This window comes from Chitinophaga sp. 05T412 (assembly GCF_056396465.1).
The window spans coordinates 14,616-38,233 of sequence record NZ_JBFTLN010000018.1; the positions used below are offsets into that span (position 1 = coordinate 14,616).

Annotated in this window: 22 protein-coding genes; 11 read left to right on the forward strand and 11 right to left on the reverse strand. The window is 43.2% G+C overall.

Annotated features, from left to right (window positions below; translation table 11 throughout):
- Nucleotides 1–31 precede the first annotated feature (31 nt).
- A complete protein-coding gene (locus tag AC1DFM_RS29835; RefSeq protein ID WP_477080441.1) occupies nucleotides 32–799 on the reverse strand; it encodes a nuclear transport factor 2 family protein in 768 nt (255 codons plus the stop codon).
- A 139-nt stretch (nucleotides 800–938) separates the two neighbouring features.
- Here AC1DFM_RS29835 and AC1DFM_RS29840 point away from each other — a divergent pair, with 139 nt between their 5' ends.
- Nucleotides 939–1,298, forward strand: a complete 360-nt coding sequence (locus tag AC1DFM_RS29840; RefSeq protein WP_477080442.1) for a winged helix-turn-helix transcriptional regulator — start codon at nucleotides 939–941, stop codon at nucleotides 1,296–1,298.
- Nucleotides 1,299–1,314: 16 nt separating this feature from the next.
- On the opposite strand, the gene AC1DFM_RS29845 is transcribed toward AC1DFM_RS29840, so the two are convergent.
- Complete coding sequence (locus AC1DFM_RS29845; protein WP_477080443.1) at nucleotides 1,315–1,650, reverse strand: DUF4242 domain-containing protein; 336 nt, start codon at nucleotides 1,648–1,650, stop codon at nucleotides 1,315–1,317.
- Nucleotides 1,651–1,803: 153 nt separating this feature from the next.
- Nucleotides 1,804–2,544: a hypothetical protein gene (locus AC1DFM_RS29850; RefSeq protein WP_477080444.1), complete on the reverse strand. Its 741-nt coding sequence runs from the start codon at nucleotides 2,542–2,544 to the stop codon at nucleotides 1,804–1,806.
- 440 nt (nucleotides 2,545–2,984) lie between these two features.
- Here AC1DFM_RS29850 and AC1DFM_RS29855 point away from each other — a divergent pair, with 440 nt between their 5' ends.
- Nucleotides 2,985–4,544, forward strand: a complete 1,560-nt coding sequence (locus AC1DFM_RS29855) for an alpha/beta hydrolase-fold protein (RefSeq protein WP_477080445.1) — start codon at nucleotides 2,985–2,987, stop codon at nucleotides 4,542–4,544.
- A 262-nt stretch (nucleotides 4,545–4,806) separates the two neighbouring features.
- Entirely contained in the window at nucleotides 4,807–5,289 is a 483-nt protein-coding gene (locus AC1DFM_RS29860; RefSeq protein WP_477080446.1) for a MaoC family dehydratase, read from the forward strand.
- A gap of 67 nt (nucleotides 5,290–5,356) precedes the next feature.
- On the opposite strand, the gene AC1DFM_RS29865 is transcribed toward AC1DFM_RS29860, so the two are convergent.
- The 3 genes from AC1DFM_RS29865 to AC1DFM_RS29875 all read right to left on the reverse strand — a co-directional run bounded on the left by AC1DFM_RS29865 (nucleotide 5,357) and on the right by AC1DFM_RS29875 (nucleotide 7,438).
- Complete coding sequence (locus AC1DFM_RS29865) at nucleotides 5,357–5,920, reverse strand: hypothetical protein (protein WP_477080447.1); 564 nt, start codon at nucleotides 5,918–5,920, stop codon at nucleotides 5,357–5,359.
- A gap of 84 nt (nucleotides 5,921–6,004) precedes the next feature.
- Nucleotides 6,005–6,661 carry a hypothetical protein gene (locus tag AC1DFM_RS29870; RefSeq protein ID WP_477080448.1) on the reverse strand — a complete coding sequence of 219 codons (657 nt, stop codon included), beginning with the start codon at nucleotides 6,659–6,661 and terminating at the stop codon, nucleotides 6,005–6,007.
- A gap of 78 nt (nucleotides 6,662–6,739) precedes the next feature.
- On the reverse strand, nucleotides 6,740–7,438 hold the full coding sequence (locus tag AC1DFM_RS29875; protein WP_477080449.1) for a hypothetical protein: 699 nt from the start codon (nucleotides 7,436–7,438) through the stop codon (nucleotides 6,740–6,742).
- A gap of 120 nt (nucleotides 7,439–7,558) precedes the next feature.
- On the opposite strand from AC1DFM_RS29875, the gene AC1DFM_RS29880 reads away from it, so the two are divergent.
- A complete protein-coding gene (locus AC1DFM_RS29880) occupies nucleotides 7,559–7,960 on the forward strand; it encodes a hypothetical protein (protein ID WP_477080450.1) in 402 nt (133 codons plus the stop codon).
- 3 nt (nucleotides 7,961–7,963) lie between these two features.
- Here AC1DFM_RS29880 and AC1DFM_RS29885 read toward each other — a convergent pair whose 3' ends face one another.
- Nucleotides 7,964–8,557, reverse strand: a complete 594-nt coding sequence (locus tag AC1DFM_RS29885) for an SMI1/KNR4 family protein (protein WP_477080451.1) — start codon at nucleotides 8,555–8,557, stop codon at nucleotides 7,964–7,966.
- A 330-nt stretch (nucleotides 8,558–8,887) separates the two neighbouring features.
- Here AC1DFM_RS29885 and AC1DFM_RS29890 point away from each other — a divergent pair, with 330 nt between their 5' ends.
- From AC1DFM_RS29890 to AC1DFM_RS29900, 3 genes are all read left to right on the forward strand, one after another.
- A complete protein-coding gene (locus tag AC1DFM_RS29890) occupies nucleotides 8,888–9,640 on the forward strand; it encodes an SDR family NAD(P)-dependent oxidoreductase (protein ID WP_477080452.1) in 753 nt (250 codons plus the stop codon).
- A 37-nt stretch (nucleotides 9,641–9,677) separates the two neighbouring features.
- Complete coding sequence (locus AC1DFM_RS29895; RefSeq protein ID WP_477080453.1) at nucleotides 9,678–10,127, forward strand: MarR family winged helix-turn-helix transcriptional regulator; 450 nt, start codon at nucleotides 9,678–9,680, stop codon at nucleotides 10,125–10,127.
- Between the two features lie 200 nt (nucleotides 10,128–10,327).
- Nucleotides 10,328–11,116 carry a helix-turn-helix domain-containing protein gene (locus tag AC1DFM_RS29900; RefSeq protein WP_477080454.1) on the forward strand — a complete coding sequence of 263 codons (789 nt, stop codon included), beginning with the start codon at nucleotides 10,328–10,330 and terminating at the stop codon, nucleotides 11,114–11,116.
- A gap of 39 nt (nucleotides 11,117–11,155) precedes the next feature.
- Here the strand turns inward: AC1DFM_RS29900 and AC1DFM_RS29905 are convergent, their stop codons facing one another.
- Both AC1DFM_RS29905 and AC1DFM_RS29910 read right to left on the reverse strand, forming a co-directional pair.
- A complete protein-coding gene (locus AC1DFM_RS29905; RefSeq protein WP_477080455.1) occupies nucleotides 11,156–11,605 on the reverse strand; it encodes a YybH family protein in 450 nt (149 codons plus the stop codon).
- A 76-nt stretch (nucleotides 11,606–11,681) separates the two neighbouring features.
- Nucleotides 11,682–12,656: a quinone oxidoreductase family protein gene (locus tag AC1DFM_RS29910; RefSeq protein ID WP_477080456.1), complete on the reverse strand. Its 975-nt coding sequence runs from the start codon at nucleotides 12,654–12,656 to the stop codon at nucleotides 11,682–11,684.
- An 88-nt stretch (nucleotides 12,657–12,744) separates the two neighbouring features.
- Here AC1DFM_RS29910 and AC1DFM_RS29915 point away from each other — a divergent pair, with 88 nt between their 5' ends.
- Nucleotides 12,745–13,692: a GlxA family transcriptional regulator gene (locus AC1DFM_RS29915; RefSeq protein WP_477080457.1), complete on the forward strand. Its 948-nt coding sequence runs from the start codon at nucleotides 12,745–12,747 to the stop codon at nucleotides 13,690–13,692.
- A 7-nt stretch (nucleotides 13,693–13,699) separates the two neighbouring features.
- Here the strand turns inward: AC1DFM_RS29915 and AC1DFM_RS29920 are convergent, their stop codons facing one another.
- The gene (locus AC1DFM_RS29920) at nucleotides 13,700–14,356 is read right to left on the reverse strand and encodes a GIY-YIG nuclease family protein (protein WP_477080458.1); all 657 of its coding nucleotides are present in this window, start codon (nucleotides 14,354–14,356) and stop codon (nucleotides 13,700–13,702) included.
- 648 nt (nucleotides 14,357–15,004) lie between these two features.
- The gene (locus AC1DFM_RS29925; protein WP_477080459.1) at nucleotides 15,005–15,655 is read right to left on the reverse strand and encodes a hypothetical protein; all 651 of its coding nucleotides are present in this window, start codon (nucleotides 15,653–15,655) and stop codon (nucleotides 15,005–15,007) included.
- A 362-nt stretch (nucleotides 15,656–16,017) separates the two neighbouring features.
- Between AC1DFM_RS29925 and AC1DFM_RS29930 the strand changes: the two genes are divergently transcribed.
- From AC1DFM_RS29930 to AC1DFM_RS29940, 3 genes are read left to right on the forward strand one after another with little or no spacing between them, the layout of a single operon-like run.
- Nucleotides 16,018–18,804 (forward strand): SusC/RagA family TonB-linked outer membrane protein, encoded by a 2,787-nt coding sequence (locus AC1DFM_RS29930; protein ID WP_477080460.1) that lies wholly within the window; start codon nucleotides 16,018–16,020, stop codon nucleotides 18,802–18,804.
- A gap of 25 nt (nucleotides 18,805–18,829) precedes the next feature.
- Nucleotides 18,830–20,479, forward strand: a complete 1,650-nt coding sequence (locus AC1DFM_RS29935; RefSeq protein ID WP_477080461.1) for a RagB/SusD family nutrient uptake outer membrane protein — start codon at nucleotides 18,830–18,832, stop codon at nucleotides 20,477–20,479.
- 54 nt (nucleotides 20,480–20,533) lie between these two features.
- Nucleotides 20,534–23,614: a SusC/RagA family TonB-linked outer membrane protein gene (locus AC1DFM_RS29940; RefSeq protein ID WP_477080462.1), complete on the forward strand. Its 3,081-nt coding sequence runs from the start codon at nucleotides 20,534–20,536 to the stop codon at nucleotides 23,612–23,614.
- Nucleotides 23,615–23,618: the final 4 nt, after the last annotated feature.

The following is a 23,618-nucleotide window of genomic DNA, read 5'->3' on the forward strand; positions in this document are numbered from 1 at the left end:
ATCAGCATATTTACCCCGACACTATTACCAATTAAAATTTTTCGTTCTCATTCTTCCGCTGAGAAATTGGAGGTATTTCTTCTATAACATCCCAGTGTTCAATAATTTTATCATTTTCGATTCTATAGAGATCATAGTACGCCGAATGTACATGCTTAAAAAATCCTTCACTTATCACCAGCACAAAGTTCCCTTCACCAAGCACTTTATGGATGCAGCTATATGTCTGTGGGGCCCCTGCCGATTCCCATTCCTGAAGTGTGTTGAAAAATGCAGATACACCATCTTCCATATGTGGGTTATGTTGAATTAAAAAGTCGCCATTAAAGTAGGCGGCAGCTTCGTCCAGTTTCCCGTCAATGAGTATATGCTGTACAAACTTTTGCGCTATTTCTTTATTGGAATCAGTCTTGTGGTGGTCAATGGCTTTGGTTTTCCCATCCGTCATTGTTCTGCCGCTTTTATTCAGCTTCTTGCTGTTAACCTGCAGATTATCCCAGTGTTCAACACTTAGGCCGTTTTCAAATCTGTGTATATCAAAAGCCACAGTCGGCTCGAAGAGGTAATAATCTACATGTACAAAGCCGATATCCCCATCCTGGAATTTACGCACTACGTTTACGTATACTTTATCCATCGGCATCAGGTGATGTAATGCTAAAATTGCGGAAAGGCCAGTTGCAACGTTGGGGTTGTGTTGTTTGTAGGAGGTTGGATGGATTAAACCAATCTCTGCCAGTGTTGCTGTTTCAATGCTATTCTGTATAGCTTCGGCTTTGTCTTTGTTTGAAAGGCTCATATATCATAATTTATCTCACAAAATTTCAAAAATCCTTTGCAAACAACAATAAGGGGAAATTTTAGCAGATGGGGTTAATTTTTACACTATGTACATAGTTATTTAATAGGCCTATTTTTGTACCTATAATATTAAAAAGATGTACGAAAAAAAGATACCCATTGATTTCAGTTGCGGAATAAGTGTGACGCTGGAAATTATCGGGGGAAAATGGAAGCCATGTCTGATTGATGCTATAAACAACGGGATACGTAGACCAAGTGAATTATTGCAAAGGAATCCCGGTGCCGGCAAACGCGTACTCCATTTGCAGCTGAAGGAGCTGGAGGAACATGGCGTTATCCGGAAAATTATCTATCCGGTATTACCTCCAAAAGTTGAGTATTACCTGACAGCACTGGGCGAGTCGCTCCTACCGCTCATTGGAGCTATGGAAGAGTGGGGAGCAGCCTATATGCCCGGGTTTATAGAAACACAAAAAGTAAAAGCAACCTTTTAGAAGATATTTGTCTGTTTTACTCCGCTGTTGTGGGATCAATAATTGTAGCTATTTCGCTGATTGAGTTAGCGGGAAATCCCCCTTGTTTTGCATGCTCACGGACCATTTCTTCATTAGGCGCGATATAAATACAATAAATTTTATTGCCCGTTACATAACTGTGAACCCATTGAATTTGTGGCCCCATATTGCTTAGTACCCCACAGGAGGTTTGGGAAATTGCTTTCAATTGTTCTCCTGAGAGCTGACCAGCGCCAGGAATTTCGCGTTCAATGACATACTTAGGCATGATTGCTGTTTTATGTTTTCTCCCTATGACTTTTACATTTTGATCTTGTTCATTCTGGGACATTTACAGGCTTTTGTTTTATGGGGATAGTCACCTGGGGAGTAGAAAAATAGATACCCAAATATACGCATTTACTGGTTGCCAGAAATATATCATCATAAAAACGGTTGCCCATCTGCTTTTGGGCAACCGTTTTTAATGTGGATCAAAAAGCGCTTAGAAGTTTGTCGACAGATAATTGCTGCAATTAGGATCAGAAGATGCGAGTGTTGACGCATTGTATGGAGGCCTGTTGGTATTACAGTAATTGGCTTCGGCAGATACCGCAAGATACTCTGCCTGGTTGGAGAGTACATAAGAACCGGAAGGATAAACGCCGGAATAGTAGCAGTTTGCGTACAGGTTGTAGATGGTAGAATTGTTGAAGCCACCGGATATCCACTGATCGTGGAGGTAATGGATCAATTCATGAAAGATTACATTGCCTGGGCCGGTATGCACGCTGCGATAAGTAGCGAAATTTACAATATATACGTTCCCGTTAGTGTAGAAGAGATCGCCGCTTCCGGGACTGGAGTATACATTGATGGGCGCACCCGTCATTCTTGATTTGGTGGTACTACTGGTGCTGGTAGTATACAGCTGATCAATTTCTCCGTTTACCAGCGCTTTGATATCATTGGGAACAGAGCCTGAATAATTGATGGTAAAAGAGCGGTAGCTAGCAGCTGCTACAGCTCCTGATGCCTTGCCACGGGCATTTTGGTTTGTCTTAAAGAAGTCGATCACTTTCTGACGTTCAGGAGTAATGGTAAGGTGATCTTCAACAACTTGCTGGGCTACAGGTTGCAGTGGTGCTACAGGAGAAGTTTTATCTTCTTTTCTACAGCTGGTGATGACAATGATGGTTAACAGCAAGGCAATAGCTGAGTTAACACGGGTTTTTGAGTGTCTCATTGGTTAGATTTTGGGTTAATTGCATGTAATAGCCTACATGGTATATCATAGTGACTCTATCATATTTGTAGGCTTTAAAATCATCACAATACTACTCTACCCGACTGTTATAATGTAACATGAATAAGTGAGTGCGATTATACTTCGATTTAATTTCAGCCCTATTCACCAGATATCTGAATGACAGACAAAAGCTTCGGCTAAAATTCGGGTAGTAAGAAAAATATAATTTTTTTTTCTCCGCTGAGAAATGATCACATGAATCATTCGTTTAGAGATTAAATTCTTATAGTAACGTCAACTATAGTGCCTTTTTAATAATAAGTATACCGCTTGGTTACGCCAGAAGTTATCAAGTATGAGATGGATGATAGCGAAACGGTTTTAATTTCTATCTTCCTATATGCTCTAAGACAAGCATGCCCTAAATAGTCAACCAAATGATAGACAAACATCAAAAGCCGGCCAAAATGAAAAATGGACTGTTCTTCTTTTTTATCCTTCTATTAATAATTTTCAACCCAGCTAAAAGAGCGCAAGGACAAGACACAGTTAGGAGAGTTATTAATATAGGAAAACTAGACTCTTTGCAATCCGGCATCTTAAATGAGAAAAGATTGATAGAAGTATTTGTTCCTGCTGGTTACAAACCAGGGAGTAATGATAAATATGATGTACTGTATGTACTTGATGGGGGAAACTGGAATACTGGACAGATAATGAACGTACAGCGATTTTTGGAAGATGAGCACTTCATGCCTCAAACAATTGTTGTAAGTATAATGGGGATCGACCGCAACAAAGATCTTACACCCACATCGGCCGATAACTGGAAAACGTCGGGCGGAGCAGATAAATTCCTCGGCTTTATTAAAGAGGAGTTAATTCCCTATATAAATAAAACATATCCCTCTAATGGCGATAATACAATCTGGGGGCATTCACTGGGAGGCTTGTTCGTTATCAATGCACTCTTAAATGCCCCGCAGGCTTTTAAAAGTTATATTGCGGTTGATCCCAGCCTCTGGTGGGACAATGGCTACATTCAGCGGATTGCGCCCGCTAAATTACCAGCATTGGCGGGTTTGAATACAACGCTGTTTATAAGCGGTAGAACTGGAAAAGAAGGCGAGCACATGAAGATTGATTCCATGAATATCATCCTCCGGAAAATGGCGCCTGCCGGATTAACCTGGGAAAGTGTGGCCTATCCTGATGAGACACATAGTTCTATTCGGCTAAAAAGCATATACGACGGGCTAAAATTCTCCTATGGATGGCATAGCAGCCAGATTAATTTTCATCCTATGAATGGTATCGTCCTGGACAATCATCCCTTCAAAGTGTGGTATTTTAGTGATACAACAAAAGTGCGTTATACCCTGAATGGAACAACACCAACAATGATGTCCGAAAAAATGCAGCCGGAAATCAGTTTAACGGCACCTGTGAGGATAAACGTAAAACAATTTACCAATCGTGCCCGCTACGATAAAATGCAATCTGGCGATTTTGTCCTGGGGAAGGCATTCATTCCGCGGTCAAAATCAAAAAACATTCAGTCAGGCGGCTTTCGTTACGCTTACTACGAACTGGAGGGAAATAAGTTTCAAGACTTAAAAGATACAAAGCCACAGCAAACAGGGATCACCGATGCTGCCTTTGATACGGATAAACTTCCACGGAAAAATAATTATATGTTGGTTGTTGACGGACTGTTAGAAACTGAAGAAGAGGGGTACTATATTTTTGTACTGGATGCAGATACCGATTCAAAATTGTATCTCAACAATCAATTACTTATACAATGGGAAGGGTCTGGTAGTAATCGGACTTTCTCCTATATGCTACCTTTGAAAAAGGGATTTTACCCGCTACGACTGGAATATCTGCATAAAAATGAGGAGTTTAACTTAAAGCTGGGGTATGTAACTCCTACCAGCATAAAGACCAGGAGTGTTATTCCGATTCCACTTAATTTGCAATACAGGCAGCAATAGCATTGCATTCCCGGTTAAGTGTTGTATAATTACCTTAGATTCCTCCGTATATTATGGTCTGGTGGCAACAATAAGCAGCCTGGGAAGGGCTATAACGCACTTCTATTGTCCGGGAGGGTATCCGGGAGGAACTGTACTAAAGTCTTAATTTTAATAAAATATTCATTTTAAATATTTCTGAATACTTTTGCTCCCAATCGGCAAGAACACAGAAATTACTATATTACAACTGTTTACACAAAAAAAGTAAAATTGCGCCATCATGGACACAATCGACAATCGAGAAATGGTGATCATTAATTCCTTTGAGGAATATAGCATGTATCTTGGGAAAGAACTAGGTGTTTCCAATTGGCATAAAATAGACCAGGAACAGATTAATAAGTTTGCGGACGCAACACTGGATCACCAATGGATTCATACAGATGAAGAAAAAGCTAAACGTGAAGGTCCATTCAATGGAACCATCGCTCATGGCTACTTAACATTAGCATTAATCCCATATCTGTGGAAGCAGATTGTAGATGTGCGCAATATTAAAATGGAAATAAACTATGGTATAGAGAGTTTTAAATTTGGTCAGCCAGTTTTGGTGAACAGTGAAGTGCAGTTAAAGGCTAAACTCAACACGATAACCAATTTAAGAGGGGTTACCAAAGTTATTATCGAAGCCATACTTATGATTAAAGATCAGCAGAAGCCGGCTTATACTGGTAATGTTGTCTTCTTGTATCATTTTGTGTAACCAGTTCGAATAAAGTTATCACGACATAGTAAAAAAGCCTACTCAGTGATGAGTAGGCTTTTTGGGGTCAATTTTGAGGCAAGGCTTTCAGCCATTTTATCCAGCTACGCTGTAATTTTTCCAATTGTTCTTTTGTTGAATACATCGATACATTACCGAAATTCTCTCCGGTAACTACGGCTAATAGTTGATTGGCGCGACCTGCAATGGTAAACAGATCATTTGTACAAACACCCCCATGACCATACAATTGCATTTGCTTATTTCTAACTCTTTCTATGATTATTAAATCTGCTGAATTTACCAGGCCGATCTCCTTTTTGATTGTCAATCGTTTAATCAGCTCGGGAATAATTTCACTGTAGTGAAACGCTATCCAGTATTCAGCGATAAACAAATAACCGTAATTACTGTCGGTGTCTATTTTATCAAGGATGAAAGCTGTTGAATAATTTTTACATGTGCTATCATTGTGAAATAGCCGTTCAAATTCTGAAACCCTATCGGCAATTGCCTCTTTAAAATTATCAGGTAATATAACCCGATCAGGAAACTTCAAATCGGAAGATTGAGAATGCCCACGCATTGTCAAATGAAGAAGCAAAAAGAAAATCAATATAAATCGGTTCATAATATAGGGGAATTAGATTACAAGGAAACCAGGTTGAAACAGGAGGGATAATTTAGTATGTGTAAGGAAAAATGATTGAATACTTTATACATTCCCTGTCATTAGTTTCGAAATCTGCTCCGCATTTGCAATTCCCATTTTGTCAAGGGCTTTTCGAATGCGGAGTTCAAGCTTGTTTTGCTGTTCTCTTATTTTTCTTAATTCCATTTGTAGGTCTGATACTGGTAGGCGGAAAAGTATATCAATATTTTCATCGTGTTCAGGATTTGATTCCGTATAGTTAGAGAAGGAGATGATTCCGTTATCTTTTCTGTAGTAAACCCACGGATGCCCTATCCATAATTGGTGCCATTGGTTTAGCCCGTTTTCGAAGATACTTTCCCATCCATTAATATCTCCAATATCTCCGCAGCAACTGGGTTCTATGTAGGTTATATTATTGTCTTCTAAAACGATTCCTCCGTTTATCCGGCCAACTTGTTCTTCAAAATCCCATAGTTCAACGTCTTTGAGTTCATTCTCCAGGATTGTTGCCAGTTCCGTATCATTGATGGTTTGAATGTCAACCAGGTAAGAACCTTTTCTGATGGCCTCTAACCGGTCTAAATTTTTATCTGCTATATTTTTTTTCCAAAATTGATTCCACTCGTTAGGGAATTCAATCTGGTTCCCATTAGGGAGTTCATAATTTTTGTTACAGAAATTATATGGAAATATCTCTATGGTATTTATTAGCTGCATTTCTCCGCGACTGATTTTTTCTTCAATTTTTGAGACTACAAGAATTGAAGGAAGTAATGATAAACATTATTACAAAATTCAGCAGATCAGCAACAACCTGCTTTCCCCTGGTTTTTCCATTGGTGCACGATGAAGACATGGAAGAACCTGGCTTTCAGGATGATCAACTGCCAACCTCCACAGGTGCCCAAGTCCTAAGCTAATAGGACGGGCATCAGGCATCGCCTGATAATGCAGATCAAAGCAGTGCTCACTTAAAAATGATTCAAAATCCTCCTTCGCTCCACGATATAGTTTTTTGAGTTCATCACGTATGGCCGGAATAAGTACTTTCTTTGTGCCTTGTGCATTGGGCAGTATTTCACTGGACGCTCCATAGTAGGTACATAAAAAGGTATTGGTTGGTACCGGAGAGCTATCTACGTGAAAAGAATATACATCAGTTGGGAAAAACGGATAAGTATCATCCCGGTCATAGTGTTTGATCACATTCAGAACGGGCGATGCGCCATAATCTTTCAATAGCTCCAGATCATTTAAAAGAATATCACGGGCAAGTAGCCCTTGTTCACTCAAGGGAAGCGCACGAAGTTCATCGGGTTCAATTTCCGTTATATTTCCGCTTAGCGCCACCTTTTCAACGATCTCGGAAAAATCACCCCGTAGTTGACGAGTCCAGCAAATTGCATTCATTTCCCCGCTAAATGGCGTGGAAACCAGCTCCTGGAAACTCGTGACATAGTGAATGTTTTTCTCTGTATGAGATGAATCTGCCATAGTAACKAATATAAATATAAAATCACTTGACAACGAAGCTCGGGAATACTGGCGAGAATTCCTGTTATTTAATATCTTCATTCAAAAGACTTAACTACTGTAAACTCTTAAACCCAATTAATGAAACTGGAATTTCTTGACGACCTTACTGACAGCGGCAAGCATGAAGATGTTGTCTCAGAACGTTTGATTCGACTTTATGATTTCGATAAACATCAGGCATTACGTTTAAAAGAAATAATTGAAAGAGAGCTTTTGGAAGGGCAAAAAGAAGTCCGTCTTTCCTCACTTAACTTCATCGAATCGTTGAATTGTAGCCTTACACTTAAGATATCAAACATAGACCGAGGCATAGCAAGGGCAGAAGATATGGATTTTGAATGTTATTTGACGACTGCGGCTTACAAAGAAATGGTTTACTTAATGGAACCATTTTGCATAAGGGACGCAAGTGGCTATCAATGGCTTTATGAAGTAAATTGTCCAATAGATTTACTTTTTTCTCCTGGTGGAACGTGGTAGAGCTCAATCTTCAGGTATGATAAAATTATATCCCTCATCAATAAGCTGCTGAAGATACTCATCAAAACTATTTGCAATAACTTTAAAACTGTCTGGATCATGCAGGAAGCGTACTACCTGGCCGGATACACCTTCGGGTGAAGGATTAAAATCAAGAAAGAGCTGTGAGGTGCCGCCATTATTCATGCAATCAGAGAAACAAAGCCAGCGGGTAATATTTACATTGGGATCAATACCCTTTCCAACCAGTTCAGGCATATCGTCTATATATTGAGCATACATTTCATGAATGCTGGTGTCGAATCCACTGCCTGCCAATATCTGTTCAACAGATTTTAAGTAGTATGGATATTCAAATACATCAGAACCCAATATCAGTACGGAAATCTCATGATCGTTATATGGCTGCCAATAGGTGCCGTTGATCTGCTTTAGCAGTTGCATCAGTGCATCCGGGCAGTTGGGGTAGTGATGTTTTAAATCGGCTAATTGCTGGTCTGTGGCGCCGAAAGCATGAGACAGTTCGGCTTTGTCATCTTCGGACAGGTGTTCGTTTAAGCCTGTCAGGTATGTTGCAATGATATTGTTATTTTCCATGAGTAGACATTAAAAAATCTTCTTTTTGTTTAGCCGCTGCCCAGAATGAAGTCATATGTTACTACAAGTTAGCAATGCTTCATTAGGAGAGCAAATTTTAAAACAAATATTTGATTTTTAGTATTAAATATCTATATGCATTGTAGATGTGCAGGCCAGCGCATTTAATAACAGACCAGGAAATAATTAATATCCCTTCCAGCAATTTAAGGAGGGCCTGTACACCCTTCTTCCTGTGAAATATTTCCCAATTTTCAAATTTAATGACTAATAATTGATGACTAATCATTAAATTTGATTAGCCAGTATTAAAAAACTGGTGGTATGATTATGAAGCGATTTGAAAACAAAGTAGCCTTCATTACCGGTGGTAACTCAGGCATAGGAAAAGCATCCGCTATTTTAATCGCCCGCGAAGGCGCCAAAGTAGCCATTGCAGATATTAAAGAAAACCAGGACGTACTGGCGGAAATAAGAAAAGAAGGTACCGAAGCCATCTTTGTGAAATGTGACGTATCAAAGCCAGAGGACGTGGAACGCGCCGTAAATGATACCGTAAAAGCCTTTGGCAGCCTGGATATAGCATTGAATAACGCCGGTGTGGTAGATGCTGCCCCTTTGCATGAAAAAACAATAGAAGAATGGCATCGGGTTTTAAATATTAATTTAAGCGGCGTTTTTTACGGATTGAAATACCAGATTGCACAGATGCGAAAACAAGCTACTGGCGGGGCTATTGTTAATATGGGGTCCATTATGAGCCAGGTGGCAGAACAGGGCATCGCAGCCTATGCTTCTTCCAAACACGGCCTGGTAGGACTCACCAAAGTAGCGGCGCTGGAAAATGCCACTAATAACATCCGCGTAAACGCCATAGGACCCGGTTATATTGAAACACCCCTGCTAATGGACAACGCTGCCTCCAGCAGCGAATACAGAGCCTATATGGAGTCTAAACACGCAATGAAGCGGTTGGGTAAACCAGAGGAGATTGCGAAGGCATTTCTGTTCCTTGCATCAGAAGATGCCAGTTTCTGTACCGGCGCCTATCTGCCAGTGGATGGTGGTTACCTGATTCAATAACATTTTGTTAAGTAGCTTTACACCTACAAAATAGTATATGCAGCTATCCCGGAAGAGTAAGGCCAACGAATTACCGATACGCAGAACACTGGGCATCACCCTGGTACAAACCTTTAATTGGGTATATGACCAGGCACAGGAATTCTTTGCCGCATACGGTATTACCGCCCAGCAATATAATGTGCTGAAAATCATTCATGATGCAAAAGAGCCGCTTTCCACCGCGCAGATACTGGATCAGATGATTGAAAAAAATGCCGGCGTATCACGGCTGGTAGACAGACTGGTGCTGAAGGGGCTGATCACCAAGCAGGCAAAGCTGACCGACAAACGGCAAATTGATGCCTCGCTCACAAAGGAAGGGTTGAAAGTATACCAGGAAGTTACCCGGAATCTTGAAACGGCCGATAACGTATATGCGTCACTAACTGATAAGGAGGTAATAGCACTTACCCGGCTATTGAATAAAATAAAGGATAAGGAGTAAGTTATCTCCGTTATCATTCAAAATGAATTGTTTAAGCCTCATCCGCAACTAATGCAGATGAGGCTTAAACAATTAGCCAATATTGTGTTATATTAGTTAGATAAATTTCTGAGCAGCACTATAGATTTGTATTGTTTGTCGGGCCCAATGATGTAATAGCGCTGTTGCAGGAGATATGAAGCAATTTACAGCACACACCTATGCAATATCTGCCGTCGCTTCCATTAAAGTCATATGTAAAKGGATACTGGGTTTTTACCAGCGAACAGGACATGACGAATCAAACATTTTTTCCCAGTGGGTATATTGATTTTGCGGTTAATATATCTGGCGGTACTGCCAGCACTATTATCAACGGTCGCCCTATTGATATGCCTAAAGTAGAAGTACTGGGACAGTTAACCGTGCCCACCCGGCTAACAGTTACCAAAGGAACGATGGTATTAATTGCACGGATTTTTCCTTACGCCAATGCGCTCTTTTTCCCCAATCCCATTTCAGAATTTACCAATGATTCGGTTGACCTGGAAGGCTTGCTGGGCAAAGCGTCGGCCGAATTTTACGACCGGCTCATGCAGGCCCCCACTATTGAACAGAAAGTAAAAGAGCTGGATCAGTTCCTCGTGCAACGACTGCTGGGCAGCAAAAGGCGCAGCAATAAAGTCACTATGCTGGAGCGGATTTGTAGCCATATCAGCGCAGAAGGGGAACTGTTTAATATTAAATTGCTGGCGCATAAGTATGGTTTTTCTGAACGCTATATCCAGCAATTATTTCTCGATAATGTAGGCCTTACACCGAGAGCCTTCTTTCACATACGGCGATTTAATAAAAGCCTGGAGTTGATTCATGCAGGTGAACAATCGTTGACCAGTATTGCCTATGACTGCGGCTATTTTGATCAGGCACATTTCATCCGGGAGTTCAAAAAGTTTACCGGGGTAACGCCGTCGGAAATCCGTGCCGGACAAATGGTATCCGGTGTGTGATCCGCTGCCGCACAGTTACCTGTCCGGCAGCGGGAAATATTATTTATTACCATTAAACATATCCCGGAACATCTTCCAGCCATCTTTTGTCTTCTTCCAAATCACTATGTATTTGCCTGCTCCCAGCACTTTTCCGTTAGCATCATACACTTCTGTTAATCCTTCTTCCGTTACAAATTCTTTTCCATCTCCATAAATATCCAGGGTAACAATTTTCCCATTCCTGGAGCCGGCAGCATATGCGCTGTTAAAAAATTTAGCCATGCCATCCTTTCCGCAGGAGGCAGGCGCGCCCGGCATTAACAGACAGGCATCATCTGTATACAAGCTCAGAATAGAGCCATCATTTTTAGCAAACAAACCAAAATGCGAGGCATTCGCTTTGGCGATGGCCTGTTTGGCTTCCTGTAAATCAGTGGATTGTGCACTGCTCTTCATGGCGAAGGCAGTCATCATAAGCAGTACCAATAAAGAAAAGGATAATTTCATAAGTTGACGTTATTTTTTACAAAGATCTATCCGGCCGTTAGCTGGAAATTGTACAATAACGAACAAAACAGAAATTTTAAGGACGGAAAATTTGTTTCCCGCCTTCCGGAGAATTGGTGCTTTTTTGAATGGCAATATTAAAATCTTCGAAAGGATGTATGCCAGAAACATTTGCCTCAAATTGCATAGAGGTGGTGGCTATTTCATCCAGTAGTGCAGCATCTTCATGGGAAGGTGGTTTGAAGAAGTAACGGTAAACATGCGATTGAATCTGCAATCCCTTTAACAGCACATCGAAATTGTGAAGGGAGTATTGCTCTGCACTCATACCACCGTTAATCACCAGCCGTCCGCCAAAATCGCTGCTCCGGATCAGCTCTCCGGTAACAGGGCCACCTACGTTATCAATAATGCCTTTTGCTCCTTTGTTGCCGGTTATTTCCATGATGGGGGCAGCAATGCCGTTTGGGTTTGCCGAAAGGTCTATGACCACATCGGCCCCCAGCGATTCCAGTAAGTTGGGGTGCTTTATACGCCGAACAATAGAGATAACGGGAATCCCCTGCTGTTTCGCCATCTGAGTAACCATAATGGAAACGGTAGAGTAGCCGGCGGTAAGTGCCAGCCAATGTCCTGGTTTAACGCCCGATTGTTTCAACAGGTCCCATGCCGTGATCAGATTCATAAACTGGCTACTCAGTTCCGGTGGATAATCTGCTGGTAAGGGAATGATCCATGCCGCCGGTACGGCTACATATTCCGCCCAGGAGTTGTAGTAGCTAAAGGCTACATGTGTACCGGGTTGTAAAGACACATTTTTCCCCACTTTTTCAATAATACCTGCGCCGTGATTACCACCAATTTGTTGAGGAAGTACCGGTTTCTTTGGTTCCGGATATAGATTTTGAATGAAAAGAAAATCGCCGGGATTAATAGAAGCCGCGGTGGTTCTGATCAGTACTTCATCGTCTTTTATGTTGGGTGTCGGGAGGGCTGATAGCTGCAATACTGCGGCCGGATCGCCAATGCGATCAAATGTAATTGCTTTCATGATTCCATTTATTTCAGATGTCAATATTACCAGACATTCGCTATCTTCGACATGTCTTATTTGACAATTACTATGCAAAAATTGCCACATGCATTTTGTGATTTATTTGCCTGCAGGTTTTTATGCCGCCATTGCTTCCAGTTTGGTAGAAATATTACAGACCGTGAATGCGGTGAATGAGGGTGTTGTATTTACGTTTGAATTTGTATCTGCCCAACCACAGGCTATTTCTCGTTCCGCTATTTCTTTTAAGGCAAAGAAGAAAGCAACGAAGAAAGCCGATGTATTAATTGTGTTGGCGGGTGCGGGTGCAGCTGCTTCACCGGATGTTCGTTTGCTGGAGGAAGAAGCCAGGCTGGCGGCGCCGGTTATAAAAGCCGCACAACGCCAGGGGGCTATTATTGCAGCTACCTGTGGTGCTCCCTACCTGCTGGCGGCTAATGGTGTATTAGATGGGAAGCGGGCCACTATTTCCTGGTGGATGAAACAATTGGTGGAGCAACGGTTTCCCTCCGTTCGTTGGGAGCCATCCCGGCTGGTGGTGAAACAAGGGAATATATATACCGCTGGTGGCGGCTTTGCCGGCCTGGAACTAATAGCCGCGCTGCTAACGGATCTGGGTTATGCAAAGGCATTAAAGCGCGTACGCAAATTGCTGGTACTTCCTCCTGCACGGGAGTTTCAGAGTCCCTATGAAATTCCGGTAGAAGAGGAAATGGGGCATTTTGAAAAACGATTGACGAGATTACTGAAGGATAATATAGAAGCACTGGATCTGACTTTTTTATCGCAGCAAATGGAAATGTCTTCCCGTACCTTATCCCGGAAATTCCGTGAGGAATTAGATACTACACCCGGTAAATGGATACAGGAAAAACGAATTGAAACAGCTAAAAAATTATTGGGAGCCACGAAGCTGAGTATTTCTGAAATCTGTTATCGGGTAGGCTATGAGGACCTGGCATCTTTCTCCCGCTTATTTGCGCAAACCACCGGGATGGCGCCAGGTGAGTTTCGCCGGGAAACCATTAAATAATTCCCCTTTAGTATAATTGATTGTGCAATATCCGTTTTATCATTTGTATAGTAGAGCGGCTTACTTCTCCCTTATATTTCTGAAGAATACTACGCTCACTGGTCTGATTACTTAGCTCGCCAGCCACACGCAGCCATTTGCCCAGAAATTCCGAATTCGGTGTCCGGTATTTCAGTAATCTTCTTACGGTTTCAATGACGACTTTGCTCACCGTGCCTTCATGCAATTCAAAAATCTCATTATTGTTGAGGCCTAGTTTAACATCATCGGCGATCCTGGAATAATCCTGCAGGTATTTCTCGTTGGCTTCCATGACTTGTAGCATGGGGTTATTGCTGAAAACAATATCCGCCTGTTTTTTGGGCTGCCGCTGCAGGTTTTGCAGGGCATAGTTACGGGCTACGTTGTCGCAGATAATCAGGTCGTCTTTGCTTAATTCAAACCACTCGCCTTTTACGCGTTTATGTTGAAAAACAATATGCAGACTTTCTTCCAGATCGGTCATGTTCAACGCTGCATACTGCCTGATCACACGAAACATAACAGGCAGGTGTGTATGATACACAGCTAACCGCTTATGCAGGTCCTGCGTTTTGCCAATCTTATACAGGTTTTTCCCTGTGTTCAGAATGTACACACATTTACCGTTTTGTATTTGCTCCATGAGGTGTTTTTCGCGTTGCTGATATGACAATCACGGTATCAATTTACAACTATGATTATTATATACAAAATTCAAATATTGAACAAAGTTAAAATATGATGTAAATCCCAAGAATACTCATCGGCTGCAATAGTACGATACAAGCGGGTTTAATACCACCCGGATATTGCTAAATGCAGGAAGGAAGCATACAAATATAGGTTCGTTGTTTTCCCCGGTATGGGGGTAAAATGGATCTTATTGGCGAACAGGGCAGGATTCGAACCTACGTTACTATACAATCATTGCCAGTGTGCTCGTCAGGTTAGCCACCTGTGTGGGTAGAAATGCAGGAAAATCGCCACACCACTGGATAATTGGATCTGCATTAACTATATAGTGCGGTCCATCCGCTACCTGTTCGTATTTACCGAATGGGCATTCACCATACAGCATGTATGCAGACAGATGTATGGTGAATGGAATAAGGAGTTAGGAAGGGTTTTCACTGACTCCGTAAGTATATAGATGTATAATGATGACAGTTATTTTGAGTTAAAGGATATGCCAGTGTCAGGCTCTTTTTTTATTTAACAAAGCTATCATGAAAATGTTCGAAGCTTAGGTTGACAAAAAAAGATCAGGATAACTGACCGTGTTGTATGGATTTTATTCGCGATAAAATGGTAATAGTCTATCTATCTCAGGCGCTTGTTGGAAGCCTGATTGTATTTGCAAAATAAGCTGTCTGGCAATCGTTAGCGGGTGTTTCGGAAAGGAAGCGTCGTGAATAGGTTGCTCTGACATATTCATCAGGGCGCCTTCCTGAAAATGCGGATCATATGGATCAGCAGCCCAGTTAGATAAAGCGTCTCTTCCTTGTGTATTGAGTAGCCTGTCTGCAATAAATGCTTCTCTCATCCCGGTAGGACCGGCTTCTACTGCCTGTACTTTAAGAACGTAACTGCAATTTTTAAAAGGTAATGTTAAACAAGCCAGATACATCGTCCCGCGTGGCTCCTGTGGTAATTTGAGCAGGGTATGTATCGCTGTATGCTGCTGCAGTTGACACAACGATACGTCAATGATGCCACCATTTGCGCGGGATACCATATTCCGGTAGAAGTCTCTTATTACCTGAATGTCCTTACTGGCGGGAATATCCGGAGGCAGATCGAAAAAATTGATGGATACAGCCACGGTCTGTTCAGGGTTCTTCCATTGAATAATCTGTTGATCGTGTTTGGCAACTGGCCAGCCCAAATCTGTAATACTAATGGAATGTAGCGTTGCTGTTTTTTTACGGAAGAAGGAAAACATGATATAGGGAAATAGATTTTTTTAAAGTAACCAATTATTTTCTACCTAAAGAAGTGATATTTTTTTATGCTTATCCGGTAAATGAAAAAATGCAGCAGCTACTACCGCCTAACCAGATATTTTTTCCGGGAAGTTTGCATATAAATTTTTTATTGTTATTTTTATGCAAACGTTTACATTGGTAAACCCGAACAATGAAATTCCTTATGCAACAAAACTTCCATCAATAGTTATGTAAAAAACATCCTGTATCATGTAGTACGCGTATTTCAGCAGCAACTTATTTTTTGATCTGGTAATGCAAACGTTTGCACGATTGCGTCGCCCGACTTCCTATTGTAATTACTCAACCTAATCTAACTATGATACGTTATCTTAATCGTGTCACGGCCTTGCTATGGGCTGTGCCGCTATTCCTGACGGCCTCTCAGCAAGGACAAGCCCAGGTAAAAGAACGTCCTAAGCCATCGGCCAAAGACACCACCAAATTATCGCCGGTAGCAGCCTATAACCTGCTTTACCGCCAGCAAAAACCAGCAGCCACACTGGCCTCCGTCTCGCAAATTGGGACCAATGAATTGGTGAAATCCCCCGTAGGTAACTTATCAAATGCACTATCGGGAAGACTCGCAGGGTTATTCACCATACAAAGCAGCGGCCTGCCCGGCCTCGACGGCCCATCTATGAGCTTACGTGGCGTAACCCCGCTTATTATAGTGGACGGCGTCCCCAGAGAAGCATTATCTATTTCTCCCGAAGAAGTGGAATCTGTCACCGTATTGAAAGATGCCCTCGCCACCGCCATGCTCGGACAACAAGCCTCCGGCGGCGCACTGTTGATCACTACCCGCAAAGGCAGCCCGCAAAGTCACCACATCTCCTTTACTGCGCAAACAGGTATACAACAACTGGCATTCCTACCCAAGCCTTTAGGAGCCTATGATTACGCCCGGTTGTACAATGAAGCATTGGCAAACGATAGTAAAACACCCGTGTATTCCCAACAAGACCTGGACCTTTATAAAAATGGTACTGATCCCTATGGCCACCCGGACGTAAGCTGGTACGATGAAATTCTGCGGAACAGGTCGTCCTTCAGCAGGTATAATCTCAACGCCTCCGGTGGCAGCAATATCGCCCGTTATTTTGTGTCCCTGGATTACCTTAATCAACAAGGCCCTTTTAACACAGCGCCCTTTAATACCTATAATACCAACTCAGATTATAAGCGCTATATCATTCGCTCTAATATATCCGTAGACGTTACACCCCGACTCAATGTGTCACTCAACCTCTCCGGTCGTATTCAGAACAGCAACGATCCCGGCGCCTTTACCATGAACCTGTACGGAGGAATGTTAACAACTCCCTCCAACGCCTATCCGAAATTTAACCCGGATGGATCACTGGGTGGTAGCCAGGATTATCAGTCTAACCTGTACGGACAGGCCGTAAAATCAGGCTATCGCCCGGGCTATGCCAGAGATGTGATGGCCGACGTAATATTGAAAAGAGAACTGGATGATCTGCTGAAAGGACTGTACATCAAAGGAGTTGCCTCCTTTAATACTTCCTACGCTGAAACAACAGACCGCTCCAAAACATTTGCCACTTACAAAATGAATGTCAGCCCTACCGGTGATACCAGCTACCAGAAGTTTGGTAACGATGGAGACCAGGCCAATACCATGATGGTGATGCCACAGGGAAAAAACTTTTATACTTCCCTGTCGCTCGGCTGGGAACGCACCATTAACCACCATCATTTCAACACCGAAATGATGGCCAACCGGCAGAACATCGTCAGCGGATCTGCACTGCCGCTGAACTATACTAATCTTGCCGCCAGATTTTCCTACGACTACAAAGGAAAATACATGCTGGAGGCAGCCGCCTCCTACAGTGGCCTCGACAGATATCAACCGGGTAAACGTTATGGCTTGTTTCCCAGCATCGGGATAGGCTGGGATATGGCGAAAGAAGCCTTTATCTACGAAAATATACCGGCGGTGTCTTTATTGAAACTGCGTGCTTCCTATGGTGCTGGTGGAAATGCCAATGTGGGTTATTTTGTATACAACCAGTACTATGGGGATAGCAAAGGATATTACCTGGGCACTTCCGGCACATTCTTCTATACTTCTACTGAAAAAGTATTGGCCAATCCGGATGCTACCTGGGAGAAATCGCGTAAGTTTAATATAGGCGTAGATGCCAGCCTCTTCTCCGACAAACTGGGCATCAGCATCGACTACTATAACAACCGTTATGCTGACCTGATGCAGCAACGTGGCCGTAATACCACCATTATCGGGAATACCTATCCGAATGAAAACATTGGTATCAACCGCTACACCGGCACAGAACTGCAGTTAAACTACTCCGGAAATGTGCATCGCTTCAACTGGTTTGTATCTGGCAATCTTTCACTGAACAAAGGCACCATCATATTCCAGGATGAAGTATACCGCAAGTATCCCTGGATGAATCGCACGGGACAAAACATTAATCAGATTTTTGGCTATGAGGCAGAAGGCTTCTTCCAAAATAAAGAAGAAATAGCCGGACATGCTACCATTGACGGCTATACGCCTGTTCCCGGGGATCTGAAATATAAAGACCTCAACCAGGACGGTGTTATCAACCAGTTCGATCAGAAAGCGCTATTGCCTAATAAGCCCATCCTGTTTTATGGACTATCCATCGGTGGAAGCTGGAAAGGGTTTGATATTAACCTGTTGCTGCAAGGGGTTAAAAATAGAACCGTGTATCTGGGTGGCGCCATTGAATGGGAGTTCCAGAACAACGGAAAAGGTCAGGTTTTTGAACACCACCTCGAGCGCTGGACCCCCGAAACCGCTGCTACTGCTACTTATCCACGCTTAAGCATCGGCACTAATCCGAACAACCATACTACTTCCTCCTTCTGGATGCAGAAGGGAGACTATATCCGTTTGAAGAATGTAGAGCTGGGATACTCATTGCCTACGGCTATGCTTAATCGTGCACATATTGCTGGTGTTCGTGTATTCGTGAACTGTATGAATCTGCTGACTTCCAGTCAGATGAAACATGGTGATCCCGAAACCTTCGGCGGATTATTTCCGTTGCAAAAAGTATACAACGCAGGCGTGAATATCAAACTATAACAGGCCGTCCATAAAATAAGTAAACATGAAACGATCTCTATATTTTACGTTGCTGGCGGGGAGCTTGTTACTCTTCTCCTGTAAAAAAAATGGTATTGAAGAAGTACCACTGGAACAGTGGCAGGAAGACCAGATATTTGATGTAACCGACTCCCTGGGATTATATGCCCGCAACTACTCCCTCGACATCTACTCCCGCCTTCCGGATGGGTTTAACAGAATAGGGACTACTACCCCGCTGAACCTGCTGGATGCAGCGTCAGATGATGCGGTGTCGTCACAGATTAGCTCTACTATAGAAAGCTTTACCAATGGGCGTATTACCGCATTTAACCTCATGGATGATTTTTGGGGAGATGCTTATGCGGCTATCCGTAAGTGCAATATTTTCATGAAAAGCTTCGACCGCGTTCCTTTAATATCGAAAGACGAGAAAAAATACTGGAAAGCGGAAGTACGCCTGCTGCGTTCTTACTTTTATTTTGAGTTGATAAAACGTTATGGTGGCGTGCCTTTGCTGGGAGATAAAATATTTACCCTGCAAGATGATCTGCAACTGCCAAGAAACAACTGGAAAGAATGTGTGCAATACATCAGCAATGAATGTGATGCAGTGAAGGATAGTCTGCGGATTGATCCGGCATCGGATCAGGACCTGGGCCGTGTTACAAAAGCGGTGTCCATGTCACTGAAAGCCCGTGTACTATTATATGACGCCAGTCCGTTGAATAATCCTACCAACGACAAAAGCAAGTGGCAGGCTGCTGCCGATGCTGCAAAGGCCGTGATGGACCTTAATACCTTTTCCCTGGTAGCATCTTTCCCTAATGTGTTTACCACCCGGAAAAATACAGAGGTGATTTTTGCTAAACAACGCGCCAATACAACAGATGTAGAGAAAACAAATGGCCCTGTTGGATATACCGGTAACGGCCTGGGATCGGGTGTTACCAGCCCTACACAGGAACTGGTGGATGCCTTTGAAATGAAAAATGGGCTACCTATTACAGACCCGGCTTCCGGATACAATGCCAGTAAGCCATACGAGGGCCGCGATCCCCGCCTGGACTACACCGTGATGTACAATGGGATGAAATGGCTGGGCAGACCAGTAGAAACCTATGAAGGCGGCAGAGACAAACCCGGAGGTACCGTACTGCAAACACGCACCGGATACTATATGCGCAAGTTTATGGCGGATTACTCCAAAAGCACCGCTTATGCCAATCAGACCCATAACTTCATCTATTTCCGTTACGCAGAAATACTGCTCGACTTTGCAGAAGCACAGAATGAAGCCAATGGGCCAGACGCAGGTATCTATGCCGCGGTAGAAAGTATCCGTAAACGTGCCGGATTACAGCCCTTCACATTGAAAGCCGGACTTACCCAACAACAACTTCGCGACGTGATTCGTCATGAAAGACGCGTGGAACTGGCGTTTGAAGAACATCGTTTCTGGGATATCCGTCGCTGGAAAATAGCAGACCAGGTGTTGAACGGTACCCTGCATGGCACCCGCATTACACTGAACCCGGACAACAGCCTTAGCTACCAGCTAACACCGGTGAATAATGTAAAGTTTGCCACTAAGCTGTATCTCTATCCGATTCCTTATGCGGAGATTATTAAAAACAACAGGCTGCAACAAAATGATGGCTGGGAATCCCGCTGATTACTAAATGATAAGCTAACAGGTATGAATACACGTATTTTACAACTAAGCATAATGGTTATCCTACTTCCGTTGATAACGCAGGCACAAACCCGCGTTGTGAAGGAAACAGGAGCCACCGTCATCGAAACCCGTATCATTAAAGGTGTAGTAACAGATGGCGAAAACCCTTTACCAGGCGCCACTGTCATTGAGAAAGGCCTTCCTTCCAATGGCGCAGTCGCCAACGAAGCCGGTGGTTTCGAAGTGAAAATAAAAGGAAACACCAACACACTCGTCATAAATATGATGGGATACTTGTCTCAGGAAGTGAGTATCGCCGGCAAAAGAGAAGTAAAGGTAATACTGAGAAGAGATGCCAAAGGGCTGGAAGATGTGGTGATTGTAGGTTTTGGTAAACAGAAGAAAATTACCAATACCGGTGCAGTTAGCGTAGTGGGCGGAAAGGAAATCCGGCAAAGTCCTACCGCGAGCGTACAAAATACCCTCATGGGACGTTTACCCGGATTTTTCTCCCAGCAACGCAGCGGACAACCCGGTGCTGATGCGGCCACCTTTTTTATCCGTGGTCAAAGCTCTTTCGCTTCTTCCAATAAACCACTGGTGATTATGGATGATATTGAAGTAAGTTATGATGATGTAGCCGCATTGGACCCCAATGAAATTGAAAGCATCTCCATTCTGAAAGATGCCTCCACCACTGCCATCTACGGTATTAAAGGTGCTAACGGCGTGTTGGTGGTGACCACCCGCCGGGGTAAAAATGGTCCGCCTTCTATTAGCTTCAAATCAGAGCTGGGCCGGCAGTCGTGGGCATATAAACCCAAATTTCTGAATGCGTATGAATCAGCGCTGCTGACCAATGAAGCCATGGTAAACGGAAAACAAACACCCCGCTTCTCGCAGGAAGACCTGGACCTGTTTAAAAGTGGTGCGGACCCCTACGGGCATCCGGATGTAAACTGGTTCGAAACCCTTGCTAATAATTATTCGCTGCAATCCCGCAATAACCTTGATATTTCAGGGGGTACAGATAAAGTAAAGTACTTCGTATCTATGGGATACCTGTGGCAAAATGGGTTTATCAAGAATTTTTCTGATAAGGCAGATGTAAATAACAACTATTACTATAAACGCTACAACTTCCGCTCCAACCTGGATGTACAGGCTACGAAAACCCTGAGCATCCGCACGGATATTACCGGCCGATTCGGTGAAACGAATTCTCCTATTACCAATAGTCCAAATAGTAACGGCCTGATCGGAGAAATATACAGCTATAACTTCCTGCCGCCTTTCGCTTATCCGGTATATAACCCTAACGGCTCATACGGACATAACATCAGTATGCCCGGTACTATGAACATCGTAGGGCGACTGGCATTGCTGGGCTATAGCCGCAAGCATCAGAACGATCTGAATGTGGCAGTAGGAGCTACGCAGAAGCTGGACATGATCACCGAAGGATTGTCGCTGAAAGGTACGATTGCCTATGCTAACGGTAACTCCTATACGAGAGGGTTATCCCGTACTACAGCGGCCTTCCCTGCTTATTATTATAATCCTACCGACGGCAGCTATACCCCCCGTGATGCCACCCTGTACAGGGTTCCGGGCTGGAAGCTCGATTACTCCACAGAGGCTGGGGATAAAATACTCACTACTCAGGGGATGATCAACTACGATCGTACCTTTAATAAAAAACACCACGTTTACAGCCTGGGATTGTTTAACCGCAATACCGCCATTAAAGATGATGCGGAAATTACGCCCCGCTATACACCGGCTAATTTCCTGGGCTATTCCATGCGGTTAGGCTATGACTATGCACAGAAGTACCTGATAGAATTCAATGCCGGATATAATGGCACCGACAGGTTTGTATCCAATAAACGATACGGACTGTTCCCCGCTATCTCTGTAGGCTGGAATATGGCAGAGGAGCCATTCATCAGAGATCATGTCAGCGGTATCGACTTGCTGAAAATACGCGGCTCTTATGGATTAGTAGGCTCTGACGACGTAGGAGGCTATCGCTACATTTATGAGCAGGTATACAATCGGGAAGGAAGTTATTCTTTTGGTGAAATTCATACACCCGTTACCGGTATCCGCGAAGGAACGCTTGGGAATAATGAAGTAACCTGGGAAAAAGAAAAGAAAGCCAATATCGGTGTAGACATTGCTCTCTTTGATGGGAAACTGTCTGCTACAGTAGATTATTTTAATAATTATCGTTACGACATTCTGGCGCCGCGCTCCAGCATTCCGCAGTTAATAGGAGTAGGTTTACCTCCGGTAAACCTGGGTAGAGTGAGAAATAAGGGATTTGATGGAGAGATTACCTACCGGAATAACGCTGGCAAATTCCAATATTCTGTGCGGGGTACTTTCTCCTTTGCAAAAAATAAAATTCTCTACCAGGATGAACCTGCACAACGCTATCCATGGCTGGCGCTCACCGGTAGCTCTATCGGGCAGATACGCGGCTATCATTTCATCGGTTTTTACCGCGATCAGCGCGATATCGACACCAGCGCGGTGCCACCTACACCGGTAATGCCCGGCGACCTGAAATATGCCGACCTGAATGGGGATAAAGTCATCAACAAAATGGATCAGCGCGTAATGGGATTCCCCAACTTACCTAACACCGTATTGGGGTTAACGCTCGGTTTCAATTACAAAGGTTTCAGCTTTAGCGCGCTGGTACAGTCGGCATTCAACTACAGCCTACGCCTGACTTCTGAAAGTATAGATGTGATGTCTACCAATTTTCAGCCAATACACATGGACCGCTGGACGCCGGAAAATAAGGATAACGCTAAGTTCCCTGTATTATCAAGTCCTGCCTCAGAGATCAGCCGCGGATTTATCAATCCCTCCGATTTCTGGTTTATCAATGCAAAGTATATCCGCTTGAAAAATGTGGAGCTGGGATACGAGTTGCCGGCAGCATTCATTAAACCTACAAGGTTGAGGAGCATCCGCGTATATGCGAATGCGTATAATGTACTCACCTGGACTAACGTAACTAAAATGTACCAGGCCGATCCTGAAGTTAGTTCTGGTGGCGTGTTGTCTACGTATCCGAACCAGAAGATCATGAATTTTGGTGTTAATATTTCCTTTTAGTAAA

Excerpts from the sequence above, each read along its gene's own strand:
- AC1DFM_RS29890 (WP_477080452.1), top strand. The coding sequence starts at position 8,888 with ATGAAGCGATTTGAAAACAAAGTAGCCTTCATTACCGGTGGTAACTCA.
- AC1DFM_RS29865 (WP_477080447.1), bottom strand. The coding sequence starts at position 5,920 with ATGAACCGATTTATATTGATTTTCTTTTTGCTTCTTCATTTGACAATG.
- AC1DFM_RS29935 (WP_477080461.1), top strand. The coding sequence starts at position 18,830 with ATGAAACGATCTCTATATTTTACGTTGCTGGCGGGGAGCTTGTTACTC.
- AC1DFM_RS29840 (WP_477080442.1), top strand. The coding sequence starts at position 939 with ATGTACGAAAAAAAGATACCCATTGATTTCAGTTGCGGAATAAGTGTG.
- AC1DFM_RS29925 (WP_477080459.1), bottom strand. The coding sequence starts at position 15,655 with ATGTTTTCCTTCTTCCGTAAAAAAACAGCAACGCTACATTCCATTAGT.
- AC1DFM_RS29885 (WP_477080451.1), bottom strand. The coding sequence starts at position 8,557 with ATGGAAAATAACAATATCATTGCAACATACCTGACAGGCTTAAACGAA.
- AC1DFM_RS29855 (WP_477080445.1), top strand. The coding sequence starts at position 2,985 with ATGATAGACAAACATCAAAAGCCGGCCAAAATGAAAAATGGACTGTTC.
- AC1DFM_RS29910 (WP_477080456.1), bottom strand. The coding sequence starts at position 12,656 with ATGAAAGCAATTACATTTGATCGCATTGGCGATCCGGCCGCAGTATTG.
- AC1DFM_RS29835 (WP_477080441.1), bottom strand. The coding sequence starts at position 799 with ATGAGCCTTTCAAACAAAGACAAAGCCGAAGCTATACAGAATAGCATT.
- AC1DFM_RS29850 (WP_477080444.1), bottom strand. The coding sequence starts at position 2,544 with ATGAGACACTCAAAAACCCGTGTTAACTCAGCTATTGCCTTGCTGTTA.
- AC1DFM_RS29870 (WP_477080448.1), bottom strand. The coding sequence starts at position 6,661 with ATGCAGCTAATAAATACCATAGAGATATTTCCATATAATTTCTGTAAC.
- AC1DFM_RS29920 (WP_477080458.1), bottom strand. The coding sequence starts at position 14,356 with ATGGAGCAAATACAAAACGGTAAATGTGTGTACATTCTGAACACAGGG.
- AC1DFM_RS29860 (WP_477080446.1), top strand. The coding sequence starts at position 4,807 with ATGGACACAATCGACAATCGAGAAATGGTGATCATTAATTCCTTTGAG.
- AC1DFM_RS29940 (WP_477080462.1), top strand. The coding sequence starts at position 20,534 with ATGGTTATCCTACTTCCGTTGATAACGCAGGCACAAACCCGCGTTGTG.
- AC1DFM_RS29875 (WP_477080449.1), bottom strand. The coding sequence starts at position 7,438 with ATGGCAGATTCATCTCATACAGAGAAAAACATTCACTATGTCACGAGT.
- AC1DFM_RS29895 (WP_477080453.1), top strand. The coding sequence starts at position 9,678 with ATGCAGCTATCCCGGAAGAGTAAGGCCAACGAATTACCGATACGCAGA.
- AC1DFM_RS29915 (WP_477080457.1), top strand. The coding sequence starts at position 12,745 with ATGCATTTTGTGATTTATTTGCCTGCAGGTTTTTATGCCGCCATTGCT.
- AC1DFM_RS29880 (WP_477080450.1), top strand. The coding sequence starts at position 7,559 with ATGAAACTGGAATTTCTTGACGACCTTACTGACAGCGGCAAGCATGAA.
- AC1DFM_RS29930 (WP_477080460.1), top strand. The coding sequence starts at position 16,018 with ATGATACGTTATCTTAATCGTGTCACGGCCTTGCTATGGGCTGTGCCG.
- AC1DFM_RS29905 (WP_477080455.1), bottom strand. The coding sequence starts at position 11,605 with ATGAAATTATCCTTTTCTTTATTGGTACTGCTTATGATGACTGCCTTC.
- AC1DFM_RS29845 (WP_477080443.1), bottom strand. The coding sequence starts at position 1,650 with ATGTCCCAGAATGAACAAGATCAAAATGTAAAAGTCATAGGGAGAAAA.